18 protein-coding genes and 1 pseudogene are annotated in these 22,678 nt (G+C 75.5%); 8 read left to right on the forward strand and 11 right to left on the reverse strand.

Going from position 1 to position 22,678, the window contains the following annotated elements:
* The first annotated feature begins 418 nt into the window (after positions 1 to 418).
* The 6 genes from ACIQWR_RS10835 to ACIQWR_RS10860 all read left to right on the forward strand — a co-directional run bounded on the left by ACIQWR_RS10835 (position 419) and on the right by ACIQWR_RS10860 (position 5,130).
* A complete protein-coding gene (locus tag ACIQWR_RS10835; RefSeq protein ID WP_404006673.1) occupies positions 419 to 1,459 on the forward strand; it encodes a DUF1996 domain-containing protein in 1,041 nt (346 codons plus the stop codon).
* Positions 1,460 to 1,565: 106 nt separating this feature from the next.
* Positions 1,566 to 2,192 (forward strand): sigma-70 family RNA polymerase sigma factor, encoded by a 627-nt coding sequence (locus ACIQWR_RS10840; protein ID WP_404006675.1) that lies wholly within the window; start codon positions 1,566 to 1,568, stop codon positions 2,190 to 2,192.
* Positions 2,189 to 2,923 (forward strand): zf-HC2 domain-containing protein, encoded by a 735-nt coding sequence (locus ACIQWR_RS10845; RefSeq protein WP_404006677.1) that lies wholly within the window; start codon positions 2,189 to 2,191, stop codon positions 2,921 to 2,923. Before ACIQWR_RS10840 ends, ACIQWR_RS10845 begins: the two co-directional genes overlap by 4 nt.
* A gap of 211 nt (positions 2,924 to 3,134) precedes the next feature.
* Positions 3,135 to 4,067: an SCO0930 family lipoprotein gene (locus ACIQWR_RS10850; RefSeq protein ID WP_404006679.1), complete on the forward strand. Its 933-nt coding sequence runs from the start codon at positions 3,135 to 3,137 to the stop codon at positions 4,065 to 4,067.
* Between the two features lie 124 nt (positions 4,068 to 4,191).
* A complete protein-coding gene (locus ACIQWR_RS10855) occupies positions 4,192 to 4,401 on the forward strand; it encodes a DUF5302 domain-containing protein (protein WP_404006681.1) in 210 nt (69 codons plus the stop codon).
* A gap of 234 nt (positions 4,402 to 4,635) precedes the next feature.
* The gene (locus tag ACIQWR_RS10860; protein ID WP_404006682.1) at positions 4,636 to 5,130 is read left to right on the forward strand and encodes a hypothetical protein; all 495 of its coding nucleotides are present in this window, start codon (positions 4,636 to 4,638) and stop codon (positions 5,128 to 5,130) included.
* 6 nt (positions 5,131 to 5,136) lie between these two features.
* Here ACIQWR_RS10860 and ACIQWR_RS10865 read toward each other — a convergent pair whose 3' ends face one another.
* A complete protein-coding gene (locus ACIQWR_RS10865) occupies positions 5,137 to 5,844 on the reverse strand; it encodes a hypothetical protein (protein ID WP_404006684.1) in 708 nt (235 codons plus the stop codon).
* Positions 5,841 to 6,578: a DUF1838 family protein gene (locus tag ACIQWR_RS10870; protein ID WP_404006686.1), complete on the reverse strand. Its 738-nt coding sequence runs from the start codon at positions 6,576 to 6,578 to the stop codon at positions 5,841 to 5,843. Before ACIQWR_RS10870 ends, ACIQWR_RS10865 begins: the two co-directional genes overlap by 4 nt.
* Positions 6,579 to 6,747: 169 nt before the next feature.
* Here ACIQWR_RS10870 and ACIQWR_RS10875 point away from each other — a divergent pair, with 169 nt between their 5' ends.
* Positions 6,748 to 7,296: a hypothetical protein gene (locus ACIQWR_RS10875; RefSeq protein ID WP_404006687.1), complete on the forward strand. Its 549-nt coding sequence runs from the start codon at positions 6,748 to 6,750 to the stop codon at positions 7,294 to 7,296.
* 270 nt (positions 7,297 to 7,566) lie between these two features.
* Here ACIQWR_RS10875 and ACIQWR_RS10880 read toward each other — a convergent pair whose 3' ends face one another.
* A complete protein-coding gene (locus tag ACIQWR_RS10880) occupies positions 7,567 to 7,788 on the reverse strand; it encodes a hypothetical protein (protein WP_385772531.1) in 222 nt (73 codons plus the stop codon).
* 250 nt (positions 7,789 to 8,038) lie between these two features.
* Here ACIQWR_RS10880 and ACIQWR_RS10885 point away from each other — a divergent pair.
* A pseudogene (locus tag ACIQWR_RS10885) lies at positions 8,039 to 9,108 on the forward strand (RNA ligase (ATP)).
* On the opposite strand, the gene ACIQWR_RS10890 reads toward ACIQWR_RS10885, so the two are convergent.
* From ACIQWR_RS10890 to ACIQWR_RS10925, 8 genes are all read right to left on the reverse strand, one after another.
* Positions 9,109 to 10,395 carry an SUKH-4 family immunity protein gene (locus ACIQWR_RS10890; RefSeq protein ID WP_404006689.1) on the reverse strand — a complete coding sequence of 429 codons (1,287 nt, stop codon included), beginning with the start codon at positions 10,393 to 10,395 and terminating at the stop codon, positions 9,109 to 9,111.
* Between the two features lie 136 nt (positions 10,396 to 10,531).
* Entirely contained in the window at positions 10,532 to 11,323 is a 792-nt protein-coding gene (locus ACIQWR_RS10895) for a BTAD domain-containing putative transcriptional regulator (protein WP_404006691.1), read from the reverse strand.
* Between the two features lie 113 nt (positions 11,324 to 11,436).
* Positions 11,437 to 12,942, reverse strand: coding sequence for a hypothetical protein (locus ACIQWR_RS10900; protein ID WP_404006693.1), 1,506 nt, complete (start codon positions 12,940 to 12,942; stop codon positions 11,437 to 11,439).
* On the reverse strand, positions 12,939 to 14,402 hold the full coding sequence (locus tag ACIQWR_RS10905) for a hypothetical protein (protein ID WP_404006695.1): 1,464 nt from the start codon (positions 14,400 to 14,402) through the stop codon (positions 12,939 to 12,941). Before ACIQWR_RS10905 ends, ACIQWR_RS10900 begins: the two co-directional genes overlap by 4 nt.
* Complete coding sequence (locus ACIQWR_RS10910; protein WP_404006697.1) at positions 14,399 to 16,495, reverse strand: ATP-binding protein; 2,097 nt, start codon at positions 16,493 to 16,495, stop codon at positions 14,399 to 14,401. The genes ACIQWR_RS10905 and ACIQWR_RS10910 overlap by 4 nt, the downstream gene beginning before the upstream one ends.
* On the reverse strand, positions 16,488 to 18,290 hold the full coding sequence (locus tag ACIQWR_RS10915) for a hypothetical protein (RefSeq protein WP_404006699.1): 1,803 nt from the start codon (positions 18,288 to 18,290) through the stop codon (positions 16,488 to 16,490). Before ACIQWR_RS10915 ends, ACIQWR_RS10910 begins: the two co-directional genes overlap by 8 nt.
* Complete coding sequence (locus ACIQWR_RS10920; protein WP_404006701.1) at positions 18,287 to 20,428, reverse strand: phage tail protein; 2,142 nt, start codon at positions 20,426 to 20,428, stop codon at positions 18,287 to 18,289. The genes ACIQWR_RS10915 and ACIQWR_RS10920 overlap by 4 nt, the downstream gene beginning before the upstream one ends.
* Positions 20,428 to 22,677: a putative baseplate assembly protein gene (locus ACIQWR_RS10925; protein WP_404006703.1), complete on the reverse strand. Its 2,250-nt coding sequence runs from the start codon at positions 22,675 to 22,677 to the stop codon at positions 20,428 to 20,430. Before ACIQWR_RS10925 ends, ACIQWR_RS10920 begins: the two co-directional genes overlap by 1 nt.
* Between the last annotated feature and the right edge of the window lies 1 nt (position 22,678).

The raw sequence follows: 22,678 nt of genomic DNA on the forward strand, positions 1-22,678 counted from the left end.
CGGGAGGGGACGGAGGTACGGGATGCGCGAGGCGCGATGCGCGAGAGGTCGGCAGAACGGGGAGGGGTGTGTGGGGCGGGCCCGCCGCGAGCGCGGCGGCGGCCGGAGAGGGCTCCTCCGCACGCCCCGGCCACCACCGCTCGTCGTCACCCCGCCCGCGTCGACGAGGAGGGGTACCGGCGGTACCGGGGAAGCGCCGGGTCGCAGAGCGCCGCGCCAAGTGGGGTTGGCGGGGCGGATGTTCGACCCGGACGAGACCGCCGGTGGGCAGACAGTAGGCAACGCCGGGATGAACTCGATACGGGGAAAACCCTTGCTCACCCCCTGCCACTGCCCCCACGACCCCCGCCCGGGGATCCGGCGTCCCGCCCGTGAGACGCGGTTGACCGGGCCGGCGGCGAGCGGCGACCGTGACCCCATGGGGAACGAACGCCGACTGTTCGCGCTGCTGATCTGCCTGCTGCTCGGCGGCGGGCTCACGGCCGCCGTTCTGGGGGCTTCGCGTGCGGCGGACGCGGCGCGACCCGATCACGCCACCGCCGCCACGGCGCACTCCGGTACGACGCGCTCCGGTACGACGCGCTCCGGCCCGGCGGGCGGCGACTTCGTGGACCTGCGCGACGTACCGCCCGGGCCCGCCGATCCCCCGCCGACCGGACCGGGCGGCTCCGCCGGGACGGTGCGGGTGGACTGCGGCCGTGACGAGGAGGGCCACTACAACGAGGACAACCTCGTCGTCTCCCCCGGTCTGCGCGCGGGCGCGCACCACACGCACGCGTACGTCGGCAACCTGTCCACCGACGCGATGTCCACGGACGACACCCTGGCCGCGGCCGCCACCAGCTGCCGCGGCGGCGACCGCTCCACGTACTACTGGCCGGTCCTGCGCCTCCCGGACCGGCCCGCCGCGCAGCCGCGGGAGGCGGCGGCGGGCCATGGCAACGCCGGTGCGATCCTGCCGGAGGCGAGCGTGTCCGTGGAGTTCTTCGGCAACCCGGTGAGCCAGGTGGTGCCGATGCCCCGCTTCCTGCGCGCCATGACCGGCGACCCGGTGGCCGCGACGGCGGCCGACGAGGCCGACGTCCGGGCCCGCTGGGGCTGTTCGGGCTCGCCCGACCGCTCCACCACCCGCTACCCCCGCTGTCCGGCGGGCGAGCGCCTCACCCGCACCCTGGTCTTCCCCAGCTGTTGGAACGGCCTGGACACGGCCTCCTTCGACCACCGCTCGCACCTGTCGTTCCCCGGCGCGGGCGGGATCTGCCCGCAGGGCACCTTCCCGGTGCCGCGGCTGCGGATCTCCCTCGCCTACGACGTGCCCCCGGGTGCGGCGATCGCCCTCGACTCCTTCCCCGAGCAGCGGCACAGCCCCAGGACGGACCACGCGATGTTCGTCGACGTGATGACCGACGCCGCGATGGCGCAGCTGGTGGCCTGTCTCAACAGCGGCCGCCACTGCTGAGCACCGCCCGCGCCCCGCGGTGTGACGCGGGCCACATGAACCGGACCCCTCCGTACGGCGTGTACGGACCGCACCACGCACGCGAGGAAGACGGAGAGGGTGTGAGATGGCCGGACCACTGTGGCCCCGCAGTCGGCGGGGCTCGACCGACGAGGCACTGATCAGGTCGGTGTACGAGGAGCACGGCCACGCCCTGCTCGCCTACGCGACCCGACTGACCGGGGACCGGGCCGCCGCCGAGGACGTCGTCCAGGAGACGGTCATCCGCGCATGGCGGCACGCCGAGATCCTGGTCAACGGAAAGGGTTCGGTGCGCGGTTGGCTGCTCACCGTGGCCCGCAACATCATCACCGACCGCTACCGGGCCAAGGCGGCCCGGCCACAGGAGGTCTCCGGATCCGCGGCCACCCCGCCGGTGGAACCGGACCACTCCGACTCCGTCGTCGACTCCATGACCGTCCTCGGCGCCCTGGACCGACTGACCCCGGAACACCGGGACGTCCTGACGGAGTTGTACTACCGCCAGCTCAGCGTGACGGAAGCCGCGGACGTCCTCGGCATCCCGGCCGGCACCGTCAAGTCCCGCTCGCACTACGCCCTCAAGGCCCTGCGCGAGGCGTTCCGGGACGGCGGCGCGGGCACCGGCGGGGAAGGCAGGAACAATCGGGGCGGACGAGGCAACCGACCGGGCAGGCCGCCGCAGCAGCCCGGACTGCAGGAGGTGGTGGCGTGAACCGGGAATTGCACGAGGAGGAACTGCTCGGCCCGTACGTGCTCGGCGTCCTCGACGGGGCCGAGGTCCGCCGCGTCGAAGAGCACGTGAGCGGCTGCGTGCGGTGCCGCGAGGAGGTGGCCGCGTTGCGCGAGATGGAGGCGGCGCTCGGGGAAGTGCCCGAGGAAGCGTTCCTGGAAGGACCCCCGGACGGCGGCGACCTGCTGCTCCAGCGGACGCTGCGGCAGATGCGGGGCGAGCGGGCCGGGCAGGCCCGGCGCCGGACCGTGGTCGCGGGTCTGGCCGTCGCCGCGGCGCTGGCGGCGGTGTTCTGGGCCGGTGCGCGGGTCGGTGCGGGAGACGCCCGGGACGTGGCCGACGGTCCCCCGCCGCCACCCCCGACGGCGACGGCGACGCCCTCGCCGCCACCGCCGGGCACCAAGGTGGCCTCGGCGACCGACGCGCGCAGCGGCGCGCGGATGACCGTACAGGTGACGCCCGCCGCGCGTTGGGTGCGGGTGCGCGCGGCGGTGACCGGGGTGCCCGCGGGCGAGCGGTGCCTGCTGGTGGTGGTCGCCCGGGACGGTACGCGCACCACCGCGGGCAGTTGGGTGGTGGGCGGCCAGGAGAACGGCGCGGGCAAGGGCGCCGCCCTGGACGGATCCGCGGCCGTCGACCCCGCCGACGTGAAGGAGGTCGTGGTGCAGAACGAGGCGGGCACGTCGTTCGTGTCCGTGCCGCTGCCGGCCTGAGCGGCGGCGTGCGCGACCGCGCACCGGGTACGCGCCCGACGCGAAGGCGCCGGTCGGGGGAGTCCCCCGACCGGCGCCTTCGCGTGTGCCCGGCGGATCCACGGCGACCGGCGCCACAGAAATCTCCGCACGACATTGAACCGGCCCTCGGGGGGTCGCGTGTCTGCGGTGCCGACAGTTTCAAACGAACCACCGGATTACGGGAGTTGTCATGACGAACCTGCGCAAGCTCACCCTCGCCGGAGCTGCCACAGCGCTGCTCCTCGGCGCGACGGCCTGCGGAACGCAGGCGAGCGGGAAGACGGACGCCGCCGCCGTGGGCGCCCAGGTCCCCGCGGCGGCCGGGTCGGGAGCCGCCGACCCGTACGCGAACGGCGACGGCGCGGCGGCTCCCGCGGGCGCCGCCTCCGGCGCGCTGGTGGTCCGTACGGACCCGAAGCTCGGCCAGGTCGTGACGGACTCCGCCGGATTCACCCTCTACCGCTTCGACAAGGACACGGCGAAGCCCGCCTCCACCTCCGCCTGCTCCGGTGACTGCGCGAAGACCTGGCCGCCGGCGCCGGCCCAGGGCGTCGCGGCGGGCGCCGTCCCCGCCGCCGCCCTGGGGTCCCTCAAGCGGCAGGACGGATCGGAGCAGATCACGATCGCGGGCTGGCCCGTGTACCGCTTCGCGAAGGACACGGCCCCCGGCCAGACCAACGGGCAGGGAGTGGGCGGCACGTGGTTCGCCGTCACCCCCGAGGGCAAGAAGGCGGGCGCCGCGGCGCCGCAGCAGGCCGAGCCGGCGGCGCTGCCCGCCCTCTCCGCCGCGGACGACAAGACGCTCGGGAAGATCCTCCGGGACGCCAAGGGCCGTACGCTCTACCGCTTCACCAAGGACACCGCGTGGCCGATGAAGTCCAACTGCGAGGGCGCCTGCGGGGAGAAGTGGAAGCCCGCCCAGCCGGTCGACGCGAAGGCGGTCGAGGGCGTCGACCCCAAGCTGCTCAGCACCTACACCCGGTCGGACGGCACGAAGCAGCTGGCGATCGACTGCTGGCCCCTGTACTGGTTCACGGGCGACCAGAACCCCGGTGACACCGCAGGTCAGGGCGTGGGCGGGACCTGGTTCACCGTCACCCCGGAGGGCAAGCTCGTCAAGTGACGGCGGCGCCGGGGACGGGGTGTCCTGTGCCAGACTGGGGAGCGCCGCCCTTCGGGAAACGCGCTGGTCAGCAAGCGCACGGGCTGACAGACTGAATCGGTTTCAGATCAACCCAGGAGGACACATGGCAGACACCTCGGACACCTCGGACACCCCGGAGACCCCGGAGGACACCTCCCCCGCCGCCGAGGCCAAGCGCAAGTTCCGGGAGGCCCTGGATCGCAACGAGCGCAACGCGCAGTCCCAGCAGGCGCACCAGAGCCGCGCCAAGATCTCCGGCACCAGCACGGGTGGCGCGGGGAAGAACAAGAAGGTCCGCCGCAAGACTGGCTGACCCGTGGCCACGGCCCGGTCCCCGCTGAGCGTGGGGGCGCTGCCGCTCCGGTTCCCTACGGGCCCCCGGAGCGGCACACGCGTGCCGGTGGCGCCAGTAGCGGATTCCCGGACAGAGCAGCCTGTTTTTGGCCATTTCGGGTGACCTGAGAACCGTTCGGCGTGAGTGCCGCGTCGTGGGGTGCAGTGACAGTGACCACACTGCCCGCACTCGCAACGGGGAAAGGTACGGCCCATGCTCCAGCGCCCGACCACGCGCACCGCCGCCATCGTCTTCGCGGCCACCGCCGCCACCGCGGCCCTCTCCTTCGCCTTCGTCACCACCGCCTCCGCGTCCGCCGACGGGTCCACCCCGAAGGCCGCCCCGGCCGCGGCCGCGGCCCTCCCGTCCGTCTCCGGGAGCCCCGAGGCGGCGTTCACGCGGATCGCCGACTTCTACGGCGCCTACATCGACGCGGTGTACGACGGCGACGGCAAGACGGCCGACCAGTTGCGCTCCTTCTACCTCGCCAAGCCCCTCCAGGCCGAGTTGAAGAAGTGGGAGGAGACCAACCACGCGAACGGCGTGCTGCGCGCGCAGAACGTGCCGTCGCAGTGGAAGGTCACCTCCACCGGCAGCGGAACGGGCAAGACCAGCGCCACGGTCACCCTGACGTGGGGCGGCTCCACGACCGAGATCCACGTCCAGGCCGACCTGGCGACCAAGAAGATCACCTCGATCAAGGACTGACCCGCACTAGCTCCGGGGGTCCACCCACAGCGCCTCGCCCACGGCCATGACCTCACCGTCGGCCGTGGCCAGTGCCGTGCCCACCCGGTGCTTGCGGCCGGACTCGCCGAGCAGCCAGGCGTAGGAGACGAGCCCCGCGGCGGCCGGCACCGGACCCAGCAGCCGCGCCGTGAGCGAGGCCGTCACCGCCCCGGCCCGCTGGGTGCCCAGGAGCCGCCCGGCCGCGTTCCCCGGGCAGTCCAGCGCGGCCCACACCAGCTCGGGCGGCAGCGCGCCGTCCGCGTCGAGGAGCGCCGCCCCGGGGGTCCAGGCGGCGGCCACCAGCTCGCGGCCCGGCACCCGCCCGCAGTGCAGCCGTAGCCCCGTGTCCGGTGTCCGGCCCAGTCCGCAGCCGAAGCAGTCGGCCACGTCCTCGGGCGGCGCCGCGCGGTAGGCCTCGGCCGCGGCCCGGGCCTGGTCCCAGGTGGGCGCCGGCGGGGCCTCCGGGTCCGTCTCGACGGGCGTGGCCACGGCCAGCACCAGGACGCCGTTGGTCAGCTCGCTCCCGCCGTCCGCGGTCTCGGCGAGGCCGAGCGGGGTGCCCGTGGGCGTCGGCCGCCGGAAGTCCACCCGTACGGTCTTCGCGGCCGCCCGCCCGGCCAGTACGCCCGCCACGTACCCGCCGAACGCCACCCCGGGGTAGCCGTGCAGGGCGGTCGGCACCGTGAGGATCACAGCTCGCCCCGGTCTCTGAGCCGCCGGAAGTAGGTCCAGCTGGTCTCGTTCGGCTCGCTCCACGCGTCCGGGGCGTGCGCGAACTCCGGGTGGTGCGCGGCGATGTACGCGCTCGTGCGCTCGGGCACCTCGGCGTAGGAGCCGAGCTTGCGGCCGCGGCAGTGGAAGGTGAGCCCACCGGGACGCTGACCCTGCTCCATCCAGGGCAGCCAGGGCGATTGCCGGGTCCACGACATCGTCGCCGGCACGCTCGGCGCGTCGGTCTCGAAGACGGATTCCGGGGCGAAGAACTGGAAGAGTTCGAGCGCCCGGTAGGTGTCGTCCGCCGAATGCTCCGGGAACTGCGCGACCGGCAGCGGGGACGGATAGGCGAGCGGGATCTCCAGGCTGAAGCAGACCTGGTCGCCCAGCCGGGTCAGCGGGACGGGGAACGGCCGCCACCGCTGGTTCGCCGGATCGTTCCAGACGTGGACGACCGGCTTCTTCTCCCACGTCTCCAGGATCTCCCGGGTGTCGGGGTCCAGGTAGAAGGCGGCCTCGCGCGTCAGCAGTTCGTAACCGGTGTCCGTGGTGACGAGGCGGGCCACGTTCACCCCCTCGAAGCCGAACAGGCGCTGGTAGGGCTGGTCGGGGGACCAGCCGAACACGTTGCCGGACCACCAGAAGGTCACCTCGGCTCCGTCGAGCGAGGCGCGGGTACGGGCGAAGGCTTGGAAGAGATCGGCCGGAGTCATGGCGCCCACTGTGCAAGGTCACCCGCGCACTCGGCAAGCACCTCTGCACGGCCACCTGTGCCACCCGCACGGGTGACGTCCGCGCCGGCGGGCAGCGGTGCGCGGGGCCGCGGCCTAGCATGTGCGCCGGGCGGCCCGGCGCGCCCACGCCTCACAGGGGAGGGTCACCGTGACAGTGCCAGTGCCCACGGACCGTACGGAGCACACGGCCGAGCGACGGCCCGACTATCCGCCGCGCACGCCCCCGCCGCCGCGGAGACCGGTCGAGTCGCCCCGCCCGGAGCGCGTCTTCACCGTCGTGAACCAGCGCGCGGCGAACTGGGCCCTGGAGGCGCGGCCCTGGGCCGCGATCCGGGTCCGGCGGCTCGTCGTCGACCGGCTCACCGCCTGGCGCTACCTGCCCGACCCCGACCAGGTGGGGGCGGTGGTCTCGGCATTGGTCGCGGCCGCCGTCGAGGACGGCGGGCGACGGATCAGCCTGCACCTCGCGGCAACGGAGGGGCAGGCCTGCATCGCCGTGCTCAGCCACCTCGCCGGTGCCCGCACGGAGGCGCACCCGGGCCTGCTGGGAGGGGTCGCCGACCTTCCCGGCCTGCGCGGCTGCGGATCCGAGGCGGATCCGGACGGTCACCGGCTGTGGGCGGTCATCGACGTGCCGCTGCGCGAGGACGTCGTCCCCGGTCAGCGTGTGCGTAGGGCGGCCGGGCCTACGGGGTGAAGGGGTCGCTCAGCTCCCCGCCACCATGGGCCGTACTCGTGTCCGAAAAGGGGTCCTCGGGGCCGAAATCGGGTGCCCTGAAGGGGTTCGTCGTCGCCGGGAGCCGCGATGCGGGCGTGGTGACGTGGGTCCGTGCCGTTTCCGGCGCGGAGAACAGCGGTGATGCGTCGATGGGGGCGCGCCGCCTTTCGTGGTTCGGAGATGCCGGGATCGGGTGGGAGCGGACGGAGGCGTGGTTGATCGCCACACCTCCGCCCGACCCTCACCGTCTCAAAGAGTGGTCATCTTGGTGTACGGGCTCAGGATCCGCATGCGCGACGAGCCGAAATCGACGAGAACCGCGATTCCGTCCTCGATCGCGATGACACGGCCGAGGCCGTGCTGATCGTGTGTGACCCGGTCGCCGACGGCAAACACCCTGAGTGGCGGAGCGGTCGCGGCCTTGAACGGGCTTGCTGGCAGGTGGCGCCGGGTTCCGGCTGACTTTGTCATTGTCACCAGTATGCGCCTGTCGGGCCGCTGTGCCGCCCGGTGTGAGCCTCTCTCTGGTTGCGCCCTGATAACGCCGGTGCCGGATTCTGCCGGTTGGACCCGATCGGTCCGCAAGCCCGCGGCCGGTGTCCGGCGGGGTGAGGGGGGTCCGTGCGGCCGGCGAGGCTAGCAGACCGTTATCCACTGGCCCACGGAAATTCCGGTCGCCGAGAGTGACCTGCGAGCAGAACCGCATCCGAGGAGAGCCGACATGTCGACGCTGCGCGTCACCGCCGAACCACTGACCGTCCACACCCATCCGAACGCCGACGCCCTCGAACTGGCCCAGGTGGGCCTGTACCGCGCCGTCGTCGCGAAGGGCGCCTACCGGACCGGCGAATGCGCGGTGTACATCCCGGAGCAGGCGGTCCTCCCCGCCGGGCTGATCGACGAGCTCGGACTGACCGGACGACTGTCGGGCAGTGGGGCGGACCGGGTCAAGGCGGTCAGGCTGCGCGGCGAGCTCTCCCAGGGCATCGTGTGCCGACCGGCGGTGCTGGCGGACGTGGACCTGGTCCGCGCGGCCGATGAGGGGACGGATTTCGCGGAGCTGCTCGGCATCACCAAGTGGTCGCCGCCCGTACCGACCAGGATGAACGGCGCCGTCGAGGCCGCGCCGGACCTGCTGCCGTGGGTCGACATCGAGAACCTGCAGCGCTACCCGGACGTCTTCACCCCCGGCGAGCCGGTCGTGCTCACCGAGAAGCTGCACGGCACCGCCTGCCTGACCACCTACGTCGTCGAGGGCGGCCGGACCCACGTCTCCTCGAAGGGCTACGGTGCCAGGGGGCTGGCCCTGGTGGAGATCCGCGCAACCTGTACTGGCGGGCCGTCCGCTCCCACGACGTGCCCGCCGTCGCGGCCCGGCTCGCCGAGCGACTGGGCGCGACCCGGGTCGGCATCTTCGGCGAGGTCTTCGGATCGGGGGTGCAGGACCTTACGTACGGGGCGGACGGGCGCGGCGAGCTGCTCGGCTACGCCGTCTTCGACGTCTCGGCGGAGATCGACGGACAGGTGCGGTGGCTGGATCCCGCCACCGTGCTCCCCGACGGCGAGCTGCCGCTGGTGCCGCGGCTGCACGAGGGGCCGTACGACCCCGACGCCGTGCTGGAGCTGGCCACGGGCCGGGAGACCGTCTCGGGGCGCACCCTGCACCTGCGGGAGGGCGTGGTGATCCGACCGGTCACCGAGCGGTACAGCCCGGTGGTGGGCGGCCGGGCCATCGCCAAGGCGGTCAGCCCCGCCTACCTGACGCGCAAGGGCGGCACCGAGTACGAGTGATCAGTAGCCGTCCACGCCCAGCTCGGTGATGGACGCGAAGAGGTGACCCCAAGCGTCCCCGCCGGGGGTCGCCTCGTCGAGGGCGTCCGGTGCGTGGGCGGACACCTCGGCGCGGAAGTCCGCCTGCCCGCCCTCCGCCGGATACGGGTCCCAGCACGCGCCCATGAAGCGGTGCACGGCCTCCAGCAGGCGCAGGAACGTCTCCGTGTCGCGGGCGAAGGGGAACGGGGCGGGGAGCGCGTCGTCGTCCGGGTCCCCCCGCGTCAGGGAGACGGTGCCCGTCTCCGGGTGGAGGAGGACCCTCCCCTCGTCGCCGTAACCGAACTCGAAGGTGCCCAGGTGCAGCAGTCCCCCGGCGTCCGCGTCCGGCGCCCAGGGCTGCTGCTCGCCGAAGGCGAGCGCGAAGCCGCTCACCCCGGCCGCCCAGTGCCGGGGCAGCCCCACGGCGGTGAGGAGGTCGCGGGTGGGCCGGTGCGTCAGCGCCGCGGGCAACCGCTGCTCGGGCAGCCGGATCACGAGGTCACTGAAGACGGCGTCCACGCGGGCCGCGTCCAGGGGCGCACCCGTCGGGGAGGGGGCGACGAACCACGGCGTCGCGGTGGCCCCTTCCCAGGAGTCGTGATCGGCGCCGCCGGTCGGCCAACCCGTCTCGACCACGGCCTCGTTGCGTTCCACGACCGCGATGCCCCGCGCCTCGACGATCAGGAAGCGTCCGCCGCCCAGCGCGACCGGCTCCTCCCACGTGCCCGGACACTGCAGGGCCCACGCGTCCTCGTCCGTGTCGAAGAGGAACGGCCCGTCGTCCTGCGCCTCTTCGTCGCGCTCCGCGAACTCCCCCGCCGCGGGTGCGGGGCGAGGCGCTCCGGTCTCCAGGTCGAACCAGCGCTGCGCGGTCCACAGCGACCAAACTGCCAACAGGGGTCCGCCGTCGGCGGCTCCCCGCGCCGGATCGGACTCCACCGGATCGAGGACCGTGGCCGACCGGTCCCCGCTCAGGTTGGGCTCGGCTCGGTGCGCGCCGACCGGTCGCCACCAGGCCCACACCGTCCGCCAGGGCAGGCCCGGTTCGGCGGCGGCCACCTGGTCGGCGTACGCGTCACGCCCGAGCACCTTGGCGGCGAAGTGCAGACGGGAGGCGAATTCGGCCCGTACCACCTCCACCGGCCCGAAGACGGCCTCGGCCTGGGTGAAGACCTCGTACCCCTCCCCGGATCGGGTGGAGTCGGTCAGTTCGCGGGCACGGCCCTGGCCGATGGAGAGCAGGGCGGCGGGATCATCACAGGTCACGGGCCCATCCTGCCACCGGCCCGGATCTCGGCCACACCAAGGGGTGGTCCCGACGGACCGTCAACTGCCCTTTCCACCCGCCCTCCCGCGCCGTGGATCGGTCCGCGCGGGAGGGTGGGCACGGCGGCGCCGCGGGTCAGTTGTGGCCGGCCGCCTGCCTGGCCCGCAGGCGCGGGGTGGCGGTGCGACAGAACCGCGCTATCAGCTCGGACAGTTCGCGGCCCGGATCCACCCCCAGCTCCCGCCGCGTCAGTTCGCGGTGGGCGTCGTACGTCCGCATCGCCTCGATCAGGTTGCCCTCCGCCAAGTGGGCCTCGATCAGGGCCCGCTGGGCGCTCTCCCGCAAGGGCTCCGCGCCCACCGCGACGAGCGCGGATTCGACCGCCTCCGCATGACGCCCGGCCCGACCCAGCTGGCGGCTCAACGCCTCCAACGCATGCAGCAGGCGCTGACGGACCCGCTCCCGCTCCAGCAGCACCCAGTCGTCGTACCAGCCGGGCAGCAGATCGAGGGCGTCCGTACGCCACTTGAGCGCGGACAGGTCCTCGCCGGTGGCGGTGCCCCCGATGAGCCGTCCCGCCCATCCGTAGAGGACGTAGAGGTCGACCACGGTGTGCTCGCGCATCGCGAGCGAGCACTTGTCGGAGTCGAGCAGGTCGATCCCGGCGGCCTTGAGCCGCCACAGGGCCGAGCGGAGGTTGCCCGCCGCCCGCAGGTCGTCGCCGGACGGCCACAGCGTGCCCGCCGCGTGCCGACGCTCGACCCGGCCCCCGTTGAGCGCCACGAAGGCCAGCAGCCGCTTGCTGCCCTCCGGAACGTCCAGCCGTCTTCCCCGGTGCACCACGCGCGGACCACCGATGAGGTGGAGGGTCGGTGTGTCCCCTTGCCCCGGTACCCGGGCCACCGACTCGCGGAACTGCGTGGTCAACGTACTCGTCGTATGCAACGTGCTCGGCGTATTCATAGGCGGTCCCCCTGCTAGAAAGCCCGCCATGGATACTATGTGCACTGCGTCACGGATCAGTCACCGACTGCTACAGGTCATTCGGTCGAGTGGGTCCCGTCCCGCGCGCCGGTCACCTCCCCCGGGCTGTAGCAGAAGCGCTGCTGCCGCCTGACGAAGGCGACCCAGTTGGTGAGGGGGCGGCCCTGTTCATCAGCCGGGACCAGGATGTCGACGGCGGCGGGGCGGTCCAGCGGGATCCGGTCGCGGTGCTGGGCCTCCTGCACCGCCTGGGCGACATCGGCCGTGCCGCACCAGCAGTACCGCACCTCCACCTGCGGCCCGAGGAAGGTCTCGATCCGGCCGAGCGCGGCCGCGGACAGGGGCGGGGAGACGGCGGACGGGGAGGTCGGGGAGGTCGGGGAGGTCGGGGAGGTCGGGGAGAGTGAATCGCTCCCGCCGTCGTCCTCGGGGGCCAGCGGCAGATAGCCCGCGGGCGGCAGTTCGGTGATCCCGAGCCGCTCCAGGGTCTCCGGCTCCGGCACGTCGACCGCTCCGGGGCCCCACAGCCGCCCCGCGTCGATGCCCTCGACCAGCAGGCCCAACTCCCGCCCCAGCTGCTCCTTGGTGTGGCTCTGCAGGAAGGTCTGCCGGCCCAGCCGGGCCAGTTGCTCCAGCAGCGGCTGGAGATCCGTCCGGGGCGCCGCCCTGGCGGCCGTCAACTCCGCCAGCTGGCACTGGAACTGGAGGATCTGGGCCATGAACACGTCCCAGGGCCGCATCCCCGTCCGTGCCTGCCAGTACCGGTACGGCGGGGGCGCGCCGCGCTCGCGGCGGGCGGTCCAGGTGTCGACCTCCCAGGCGGCGGCCGTGCCCGGGGCGCGGCTGAGCACGGCGAGCCTGACGCCCTTCGCCTTGCCCGTGACCGTGGGCGGGGTCCAGGTCTGCGGCAGGTCGACGGCGCCCGGTCCGTAGGGCCAGGCGGAGCGTTCGGTGCGCTCCGCCGCGAAGAGGCGGGAGGCGAGCCAGTTGCGCCGGTGTTCCGCGGGCCGGTTGTCCAGTCCGGGCTCGGTGGCCTCGGTGAGCCGGATGCGCACGCCCTCGGCGCCGTAGGGGCTGCGCGTGGTGCCCGCGCCGGAGCAGGGGTCGTCGCAGTAGCTGCCCTGGACCGGGGCGTCGCCGTAGGGCCAGGAGGCGGGGACGACCTCGACGTACCAGAAGGCGTGGGGTCCGGGGGTGAGGCCGCCGAGCGGGAGGGTGATCAGGCGTTGTGAGCGCAGCGGGCGGCCGTCGGGGGCGACCGCGAGCCCGCCGCCGACGCGCAAGGTGGCGTCCTTGACGCTGACCTCGTACCCCTCGGCGACGCCGGGACCGCCCGCCTCGCCGACGGCCAGGGCCAGTTCGCGGGCGTAGTCCTGGATCCGGTTCAGGTGTTCGGCGCGCAGGAACAGGCCGTCGAAGGCGGTCAGCCGGTCGATGCCGCCGCCCGCCGTCGCGGGGGTGCCGTCGGACGCCGGGGAGCCCGGGCCGGCGGCGACCGGTTGCACCGGCGGGGCGGGCGGGGGCGTGACGGGGGACGGGGGCGTGCCCTCGGTGACGGTCATGCCTCGCTCCTCCCCGTCGCCGACACGCGCGGCAGACGTACGGTGATGATGGCGTCGTTCCCTTCGTCGGCGGTGCCCGGCGGCCCCCCGACCACTCCGGCGAACGGCACGGCCGGGTCCTTCCCGTAGAGCGGTTTGGAGCCGGTGCCGCGGACCCGGATGCGGACGGTCTCGTAGGCGGGCCGCTGGTCGAGGTCGACCTTCACCCGGAGGCCGTCGGTGGAGATCCTGATCCCCGCGACCTCGTCGTCGGCCCAGCCCCGCCCCGCGTCGGACAGCGAGCTGATCTCCACCCCTTCGGGTTCGGCCGACCCCGGGGTGAGCGGGGCCGTGACGTCGAAGCTCAGCACGGTGTGCTCCCGCGACCAGGTGAGGGAGTCCGGGACCAGCCGCGGACCGCCGGCGTCCGGCGCGGCGGGGGCCCCGATCAGGCCGGGGGCCAGGGCGCACAGCAGTTCCTGGATCGTGGTGGTCGGCAGGATCGCGGTACGGACCCCCGCGTCCAGGGTGACGGCGCCGATCCGGACGCACTCCTCGTACTGCGTGACTTCTACCGTGAGGCGGGCCAGCACCACCGCGGCGTGGTCCTCCGTCACCGGGGCCCCGGGCGCGCACGCGTCGCCCTCCGCCCGCTCCGGTGCCTGCGCGGTGGCGTCCAGCGCGGCGAGCCGCCGGAAGGCTTCGAGCAGGGCCGGGGCGCGGCGCGCCTCGGGGACCCGGGCCACCTCGGCCGCGGCGCGCCGGGCCTCCTCGCCCGCCCGGTCGCCCGGCAGGACCTCGTCCAGCCCGAGCAGGACCCGTACCCGGTGGTACGGGCGCCAGGGGGCGGGCGCCTTCGAGCGGATCGTGATCCGCGCTGTCTCGACGATCCGGGAGAAGTCGTCGTGGCGCCGCGTCACGTCGCAGGGGTCGGCGAGTGCGGGCACCGGCCGGTCCGGGCAGGTCGCGAACTCGGCGAGGACCCACGCCTCGACGGTCCTCGACGCGGGAGGGCAGGGCGGGGGCTGCGCGGGCGCGCCCGGCACCGGGTCGGGTGGTGCCTGACCGGGATCCGGGTGGCGTGCGGCCCAGGCCGCGGCCCATTCCGTGAGGGAGACGCACCAGGACGTCTCCAGGCTCAGCTCGCGCCCGAGCCCGTCCACGGCGAGTCCGGGCACCACCCGCAGTTCGCCGCCCTCGCGCCGCACGCCGAGGCCCCACACCACGCCGGGGCCGTGCAGCCAGGCGTTGTGCAGCATCTGCTTGCCGCGCGGGTTCCCCATCAGGACGCGGAAGTCGTCCTCTCCCAGCAGCATCCCGAAGGCAACGCGCAGCGCGAGGAACGGGTTCGCCCCGACCTCGTCCCCGGCACAGGGGCCGGGGTCGCAGGCCGTGCCGCGGGGGTCGTCGGTGGGCAGGTCCGGGGCGGACGCGCCGCCGCAGCCGCACGGGCTGGTGCTGCCGGTGCCGAGCGCCGTCATGATCTCTCCTCCTGAGGGGGTTCCTGCGGGGGCCTGCGCCGATCGGACTCCTCGACGGGCGCGGTCGGTTCGGCGGCGGCCAGGGCGATAGCGGCTCGCCGGTCCACGGGCGTGCCGCCCGGGTCGGGGCCGCCCCCGGGGAACGGCCGGCCGGCCTTCGCGTACTCGCGCCGCATCGCGTCGAGGAGGTGGTCCTGGTGGATCGCTCTGCCCTGGTCCGCGGCGCGGAAGGCGCCGCCGATGGCGGCGTTGCGGATCCATCCGCCCGGTACCGGACAGCGCCGCGCGAGCGCGGCGAGGTCGACCCCGGGGTGCAGGAGGCCCGGCGGCAGGTGGATCTCCCACAGCCGACGGCGTCCTTCCGCGTCGGGGAAGGGGAAGTCCACGACGAAGTCCATCCGGCGGGTGAAGGCGGCGTCGATGTTCTGCCGCAGGTTGGTGGTCAGCACCGCGAGGCCGTCGAACCGGTCCAGCCGCTGGAGCAGGTAGGCCGTCTCCATGTTCGCGAAGCGGTCGTTGGACCCGGAGACCTCCGTCCTGGTGGCGCAGAGGGCGTCGGCCTCGTCGAGGAGGAAGACCGCCTGGGTGCGCTCGGCGACGTCGAAGCACGCGGCGAGGTTCTTCTCGGTCTCGCCGATGTACTTGGAGACCAGCTCGGACCCGTCGACGACCAGGAGGTCGCGCCCCGCCTCCGCCGCCAGGACCTCGGCGGCCAGTGACTTCCCGGTCCCGGAGGGCCCGGTGAGCAGCAGCCGCACCCCGCGGGCCGCCCGGGCCGCTTCCCGCAACCGCCAGTCGTCCAGGACGAGGGCCTGGTCGCGCAGGCGCGCCACGGCGTCGCGGAGCTGCCGTCCGGACTCCCCCGCGAGCACCAGCCGGGACCAGCCGGCGCGCGGGGTGAGCAGCTCGGTGCCCGGGGGCAGCAGCGCGGCGGCCCGGGCCCGGATGGCACCGCGGACGTCCTGCTCGACGCCCTCGTCCCGCACGCCGAGCGCGGCCCGGCTGTGGACGTCGAGGGCCACCTGCGCCGTGAGCGCGGGGTCGAGGGGGTGCCGCGCGGCCAGCTCGGGGGCCTTCTCGGGGGCGTCGGGCAGGGCGGCGCGCCACGCCGCCCGCCGGTCCCGGGCACCGATCGGGCCGACGGGCACGGTGAGTACGGGCCACTGCGGGCCGGGTCGGACCGTCCCGGGTGCGGCGCAGACGAGGAGCGGGCCCGGCAGCCGGTCCAGGGCGGGGACCACCGGACCGCGGCCGCCGGACGGCGGCGGTGCGATCAGCAGGGGCACCGCGCCGCGCACCGCCGCGTGCAGCCCCAACAGCCCTATGGCCACGGGGTCGTCGGGGCGGGCGCGGGCGGCGGTCAGTCCGAGCCCGGCCGCCCTCGCGAGCGCCGCGCACCGGCTCAGCGCGATGGTCTCGTCCCGGTCCGGCACGAGCAGGACGCGGGGTTCGGCGGAGCACAGCGCGGCCACGGCTCGGGCGGTCTCGGGGCGTTCGAGCCAGGCCTCCAGACCGGCGACCGGTGGACCGGGGTCGACCGGGGCGAGCGCGGCGGGCCAGGCGGGATGCCCGTGCAGCGCCTCCCACGCCTGGTCGGCGAGGGTGAGCGAGCGTTCGTGGAAGGGGCCCTCGCCGGTGAGCACGAGGACGCCGCCGCGCACGGCGGCGCCTTCGTGGAGCAGCCCGCGCAGCACCACCCGGGCCGGGACCCCGCTCCCGCCGTCGTCGCCGGGGCGGTCGGTGAGCAGGCAGGCGAGGCCGACGCTGGGGTGCGGGGCGCCGCCGGGATGCATGGCGCGCAGCGTCCGGGCCAGGCCCTCGTGTTCCTCGGGGAGCCCGGCGAGCAGGACCAGTTCGCACTCCAGCGGGCTCAGTGCGAACCGGTCCACCAGGCGCCCGAAGGGGGTGGCGAACAGCGGGACGGCCGGGTCGCCGATCACTGCCCGGCTCGCGGCGCCCTCGGCCCAGGCCCGGAGGAACGCCGAGGGCGCGCCGCCCGCCTCTGCGCTGCACGTACGGTCCAGGAGGTCGGCCAGTCGGACGGCGACGGTGGCCGCGCGGGCCGAGAGGTCTCGGCTGATGCGGTCAGACATAGCGGTACCTCACGACCGCGCCGATCCAGCCGAGCCAGCCCGGGTCGAGGTCCAGTCCGGCGCGGCGGACCACGGGATCGGTGTTCGCGGCGGACAGCGTCGCCTCGATCCAGCCGGGCTCGGCGGTGATCCGTCCGTCGCGGCGGGCCATGGCCGCCACCGCCGCCACCTCCTCCAGGGGAGTGGCGCCGGCCCGCTCGCCGTGCAGGCGGGCGGCGGTGACGCGGGCCCAGTCCGCGGCGAGTTCCGCGACCCGGGCCCGCTCGGCCGGGGTCGCGGGGGCGGCGGCCGTGACGGTGGCGACGCGGTCGGGTCCGAGCCCGGCCAGGGCGAGCAGCGCGGCGTCCTCGGCCGCGGCGTCGGGCAGCAGGAGCCGCGCGACGCGGTGGAGCACCCAGGACAACGGGCGGGCGGCGAGGTCGGGTTCGTCCAGGACCCGGTCGGGGAGTCCGGTCTCGGCGGCCGTGGCGAAGAGGAAGAGCAGGCCGGTCCAGCCGGTGTCCCCGCCCGCCGCGGGACCGGGAGGCCGCGCGGGTGTCCCGGACCGGGACGGTACGGTCCCCCGCGCGCGGGAGCCGTCGGCTCCGGGCGGGACCGGGACCCGGGGCGCGACGGGGTCGGCCGGGGCGACGGGCGGCCGCGCGGTGGCCCCGGGCGCGGGGACCCCGGCGCCCCGCACGGCATCGGCCGGCGCGGCGGGGGGCCCGGTGGGGGCGGGGACCGGGGCTGCGGCGGGCGACGGGACGGGCTCCGGTGCGGGGCGGACGCCCGGGTCCGGCGGCGCGAGGTCCGCGCCGTGCTCCGCGGGCGCACCGGCCGGGCCGCACAGCCGCTCGGCGAGCTCCCCCGCCAGGCCGGCCGGCGGGGGGCGCAGGAGCAGGGCCGGGGCGGTGTCCGCGACGACCAGCACGGCCCACGCGGCCCGTACCGGCGCGGTGGGGCGCAGCCGGGACGACCTGATCAGCTCCGCCAGCGGCGAGGCGGCGGCCAGGGTGGTCGCGAGCGTGGCCGCGCGGGCGCGGGCCGCCCGGTCCGGCGCTCCGGCGGGGGTCGCCCGTACCCCGGCGGCGGTCGCGGTCCAGGCGGCGTCCGGGGTGAGCCGCGCGGCGAGCAGCTGCCAGCCGGCTCGGCCCAGGGACCGGTCCAGGGCGGCGAGCCCGGCCCGCTCGGCGGCGCGCAGCAGGGCGGCGGGGGCCTGTCGGGGGTGTCGGTCCAGGGCGGCCAGGATCGCGGGGCCGGGCGAGGCCAGCGGGTCCGGGTCCCCGGCGCGCAGGACGCCGGTCTGCCGCCAGGCCCACAGTCGGGCGGTGCGGCCGGTCGCGAGCCCGGCGATCGCGTCGGCCAGCGCTTCCCCGTCGTGCCGGTAGTGGACGAAGGTGCCCGGGCGGCCCTCCCGCACGGTCTCTTCGATCGCGGCCGCGACCGCCTCGGACCAGGTCCGGGCGAGCGCGGGGTCGGGGCGGGCCAGGTCGAGGGGAACGGTCAGGTCGAGGCGGGGCAGGCACCAGCGGCCCGGCGGCAGGTCCAGGGCCCGCAGGGCCGCTTCGAGGCCGCCCCCGAGGGCGTGCCTCAGGGGGCCGCGCAGCCGTCCGGGATCGGCCGCCCCCGTGTCGGCGGCCGGTCGCAGGATGACCGAGAGCCGGTCGACGACGAGGACGGGACGCGCGGCGTCCCCCGGCGCCTCGGACACCGCCGTGCCCCGACGGCCCGCATGCTCGGGGGCGCGGGGGGCGGCGGGGGCGCCCGGCCCGGGCGGGGTGGCGGGAGTGGGCGGAGTGGCGGGGGCGGGGCTCATCCGACCCTCACCGCCCCGGCGATGGAGGTCTCGCCGACGCGCGCGCCGACGGCGGGCACACCGACGATGCCGTCGTCGCCGATCCGGACGCTGCCGACGACGGCGGGGCCCCAGGCGGCTCCGGGGCCCACGACGGAGGTCAGTCCGAGGTGGAGGGTGCGGCCGATCCGCATCCCCGCGCCCAGCGGGCAGATGTCGACCAGGGTGTGCGCGGGCTTGTGGGCCTCGACGACGGCCCGGACCACCTCCAGCTGTTCCGCGCCGAGGTCGGCGGGGATCAGCACGCTGAACCGGTGTGCGGTGGCCGTGTATCCGTCTTCGCCGGGTCGGGTGCCGCCGACGGTGAAGCGGCCCAGCGCTCCCGAGGTGCTCGCGGCGCCGCCGACCGCGGGGGCGGGGGGCCCGCCGGGTCCGGCGCCGAGCACGGCCCCGCCGAGTCCGCGCAGCCGCCAGCTCTCCACGACGCTGATGGGCAGCGGGAGGAAGAGGCGCAGGATCCGTTCGAGGCAGGCCACGGTGCCCCGGATCCGGAAGAGGTCGTAGGCCTGGGCGACCAACGCGCGCCGGGCGGCGACGGGCCAGCGCCGGTCGAGGGCGAGGCCCACCAGCCCGGCCAACCAGCCGAGGGCTTCTTGCGGAGTGGCGTCCGGGTCGAGCAGCAGGGTGCGTTCGGCGGCCCGGCCGTCCAGCTCGTGCAGGAGCCCTTCGGCGGGGGCGAGGAACCGCTGGAGGAAGTCCGCGTCGCCCTCGTCCCGGCTCCAGGCCCGTGGGAGCTGGCCGGGCAGCCGGTGGCCGGGCCGCTCCACCCGTAGCCCCCGCACGCGCGGGGTGAGCCGGAGGGTTCCGGTCAGCTGGAGCACGATCCACAGGTACCGGCCGGGCGGGGCCGTCACGGGGGCCTCGTACGTGTCGTACCCGTCATCGGGGGCGATCTGCGCCCAGGGCCATTCGCGCCCGGTCGGGCGGCGGAAGAGCGGCGCGGGGTCGGGGAGATGGGCGGCGACCTGGTCCGCGGAGGGCAGTGGCGGGGTGAGCTCGGGGTGGCGCACGACCCGCCCGCCCCGGACCGGAGGCGTCCGGGGCAGCGGGTCGGGGACGGTGTCCTCGTCGCTGGTGAGGCAGCTGATCCGGACGTCGGTGCCGGGCGGGACGCACGCGTCGAGGAACACCCGCCCCCAGCGGGTGCGGTACTCGGCGGCGTCCAGCCGGTAGCAGACCACCCGGCCGGCGGGGGTGTAGCGGGCGGCGGGTCCCGCCGTACGGGCCGTGCCGTGGGCGGTGGTGAAGGCGATCCGGCCGTCGGGGGCCACGGTCATGGCTCCGCCGTCGTAACCGGGGGCGCGCAGGGGTTCGATCTCGGCCCAGGAGGCTCCGTCGGGGCGGAAGAGGCGCAGCGGCCGGCCCGGGCCGCGGGCCACCACCAGGGTGCCCTCGGCGGTGAAGTCGAGGTCACCGGCATCGGGCACGACGAGCGGTCGGGAGCCGTCCGCCCGGGCGACCACGGCGCGGCCGCCGCCCGGTCCGGTCCACAGGACGTGTACCTGCCCGGCGTGGTCGGCGATCCGGGTGGGCCGCAGGCCCGCGGCCCCTGCCGGTGGGCGCAGCACGGGCCCGGGCCGCGGGTCACGGCGCCCGCGCAGCAGGACGAGGCCGGCCGGCCGGGTGAGCAGGGCGACGACGGCGCCGCAGTGGGCGGTGAGGTCGAGCGGCCGCCGGTGCGGTCGGGCGGCGTCGCGGACCGGGACGCGGCGCAGCGGCCGTTCGGCCCAGAGGTCGACCACCTGGACGGCGCCCGCGCCGGATTCGGCGATGTAGAGGCGTTGTGCCGTGTCGACGGCGAGTCCGCGCGGTACGCACAGGGTGCCGGGCGGTTGGTGCGGAGCGCCGGCGGCGGACCCGGTGCACGTGGTGGGCAGGACTTCGACCCGGCCGGTCCTCGGGTGCGACCGGTAGGCGCGGCCCCAGCGGTCGAAGGCCAGCCCGGCGGGCCCGTGCCCGGCCGGTGGGGGGCCTCGTTCCGGCTCGGGCTCCCAGGCCAGGCAGACCCCGCCCTCGTCCAGGAGCGCCGTCGATTCGTGGGCGCAGCGCGCCCATTGATCCGCGTCGGCGAGCAGGCCGAGCGTCCGGTCCGCGTACATCAGCACACCTCCGGGGGCAGGGGGACGACGACGGGGTCGCCCGGGGCCGGCGGCGGGGTGCCGTAGCCGGCGCCGACGGGCAGCGGGGTGCCGGTGACCACGGTGATCGCGGAGAGCCGGGGGACCTCCCACGGCCGTAGGGGAACGAGCGGCATCGGTGTCCACACCGGGCCGGCCGCCCCTGCCCGCGGTTCCGTCCCCGTCCCCGCACCCGTCGTCGCGGACGGTGTGGCGCGGCGGGCCAGCAGCAGTTCGTCCTCGATGTATGCGAGGCCCTCCACCTGGACGGCCACGGCCTCCAGTTCCGCGCGCCGCACCGCCCGGCCGAGCGGCCAGCCGCCGCCCTCCGGCCCGTACGGCGGGAGCGGGGCGAGGTACTGGCGCAGGATCAGCTCCACCCAGCGGCGCACCGCGTCGCTCTGGTAGCCCTCCCGGGTGCGGATGCCGACGGAGACCGCGATGTCCACGTACGTGGGCGGGATGACGTACAGCTCGGTGGTGACCAGCCGGCGCGGATCGAGGTACGCCGCGACCTGGCGCAGCAGTGCGAGGTCGGGCAGGGGTGCGCCCGGGTCGCGCAGGTCCTCCGTCGGGAAGACGAGCACGCTGATCACGCCCGCCGCGGGCTGGGTCGGCATGTCGGGGTGCAGCAGCGGCAGTGCTTCGGCGCGCCGGATCCCGGGCACTTCGAGGGCCAGCGCCCGGAAGTCCTCGGCGGTGACGGCCCGGTCGCGGCGGTGCACCTCGGCGGGCAGGGCGTCCAGGGCATCGGCGAGGGACGCGGGATCGGCTCCCCCGGTCGCGGGGAGCGGGTTGGTGACCTTCGCTCCGGCGACCCCGGTGAAGGAGCCGATCGCCCCGGCCGCCACGTTCCCCGCGGAGCCGCCGCCGTACCGGTAGGAGAGCACCCGGATCCGCTCGCCGATCCGGGGCAGTCGGCCGCGCGTGCCGAAGCGGACCACGCCCGCTTCGGCGTCCAGCGTGTAGTGCCGGTCGAGGGGGCCGCTGGTGGCGAAGGATTCGACTTCGGTCCAGGGCAGCCAGCCGTCGGCCTCCTCCACCTCCAGGCGGACGCTGCCCGCGACCACGGGGCGCTGGGTGAGGCGGAAGGCCTGGCCCGCGTCGGCCGTGCCGGTGCCGAGGAGTTCGGGCGTGGCGGTACGGGCCTGGAGGGCGCCCACCGCATTGATCCCGACCCAGCGGATGCGGTGGATGGCGTCGTTCTCCCCGGCCGGACGGCGCACCCGGAGCCAGCCCAGGACCCGTGCGGCGGCCTTCTCGTCGTCGAGCGGGGGCGGGCTGTCCGCGCCCGCGCTGCCCACGGCGCCCCGGGCGTGGGTGGGGAACGCGGACGGCAGGGCGAGCGAGACCACGCCGCGCGCGGTCAGTCCGCGGGTGGTGTCCGCGAGGACGTCGAGCGGCGTGAAGGCGGACGGGCCGGCGGGGCCGTTCCACAGCTCCCAGAGGAAGCCGGGCGGCGCCGAGAGGAGGTCCGACGCGCGCAACCGGGTCGGGTCCCCGGGAGTGCGGGGCACCAGGTCGTAGGGGCGCGGCAGTTCCTCGTCGGGCAGGACGCCCAGGAAGATGCTCCGGCCGCGCAACGCGCTCGGGTCGGCGGAGTCCTTGGCCAGCAGCGCGATCCACAGGCATTGGTCGAGGGTGGCGGACACGTCGAGCGGCGGGACGGCCCCGCCCAGGGGGTCGGAGGGCACGGCGGTGGTGACGTAGAAGGACACGGGCGCGCCGGCGCAGGCCCGGTCGCGCTCGGCCGGCGGCAGCGCCTCCACCGCGTTCTGCCGGCGCCGCTTCTCGGTGGCCGCGCGCGCGGGGTCGTCGGCGGACGGGGCCGGGGCGGCGGTCTTCCCGACCGCCAGGACCTCCAGCGGCCAGGCCACCACCTCGCCGTCGGTCTCGAAGGGGACGGCGCCCGCGCGGGCTTCGGTGCCGCGCAGGACCTGGACGCCCGCGGGCCGTTCGGTGTCGAGGACCAACAGGGTGCGGGCGATCAGGGCGGGCCGGGGGCGGACGCCCAGCAGCCGCAGGAACGCGACCTTGGTGGTGTCGGGGATCTGGTTGAAGCGGAAGAGCAGCGACTCACCGAGGTGCGCGAAGAGTTCGAGCAGGGCGATGCCGGGGTCGCCCGCGTTGTGGTCGGTCCACTCGGGGGCGTAGACGGGGATCCGCTTGACCAGCTCGTCCCTGAGCTGCTCGAAGGTGCGGTCGTCGAGGATGGGGCCGATCAGTGGCATG

The organism is Streptomyces sp. NPDC098789, assembly GCF_044759975.1.
Classification (GTDB): Bacteria; Actinomycetota; Actinomycetes; order Streptomycetales; family Streptomycetaceae; genus Streptomyces.

Bases quoted from the DNA above. Each gene is read 5' to 3' on its own strand.
- ACIQWR_RS10835 (WP_404006673.1), top strand. From the start codon at position 419: ATGGGGAACGAACGCCGACTGTTCGCGCTGCTGATCTGCCTGCTGCTC.
- ACIQWR_RS10840 (WP_404006675.1), top strand. From the start codon at position 1,566: ATGGCCGGACCACTGTGGCCCCGCAGTCGGCGGGGCTCGACCGACGAG.
- ACIQWR_RS10850 (WP_404006679.1), top strand. From the start codon at position 3,135: ATGACGAACCTGCGCAAGCTCACCCTCGCCGGAGCTGCCACAGCGCTG.
- ACIQWR_RS10855 (WP_404006681.1), top strand. From the start codon at position 4,192: ATGGCAGACACCTCGGACACCTCGGACACCCCGGAGACCCCGGAGGAC.
- ACIQWR_RS10860 (WP_404006682.1), top strand. From the start codon at position 4,636: ATGCTCCAGCGCCCGACCACGCGCACCGCCGCCATCGTCTTCGCGGCC.
- ACIQWR_RS10870 (WP_404006686.1), bottom strand. From the start codon at position 6,578: ATGACTCCGGCCGATCTCTTCCAAGCCTTCGCCCGTACCCGCGCCTCG.
- ACIQWR_RS10880 (WP_385772531.1), bottom strand. From the start codon at position 7,788: ATGACAAAGTCAGCCGGAACCCGGCGCCACCTGCCAGCAAGCCCGTTC.
- ACIQWR_RS10900 (WP_404006693.1), bottom strand. From the start codon at position 12,942: ATGACCGTCACCGAGGGCACGCCCCCGTCCCCCGTCACGCCCCCGCCC.
- ACIQWR_RS10905 (WP_404006695.1), bottom strand. From the start codon at position 14,402: ATGACGGCGCTCGGCACCGGCAGCACCAGCCCGTGCGGCTGCGGCGGC.
- ACIQWR_RS10910 (WP_404006697.1), bottom strand. From the start codon at position 16,495: ATGTCTGACCGCATCAGCCGAGACCTCTCGGCCCGCGCGGCCACCGTC.
- ACIQWR_RS10915 (WP_404006699.1), bottom strand. From the start codon at position 18,290: ATGAGCCCCGCCCCCGCCACTCCGCCCACTCCCGCCACCCCGCCCGGG.
- ACIQWR_RS10920 (WP_404006701.1), bottom strand. From the start codon at position 20,428: ATGTACGCGGACCGGACGCTCGGCCTGCTCGCCGACGCGGATCAATGG.
- ACIQWR_RS10925 (WP_404006703.1), bottom strand. From the start codon at position 22,677: ATGCCACTGATCGGCCCCATCCTCGACGACCGCACCTTCGAGCAGCTC.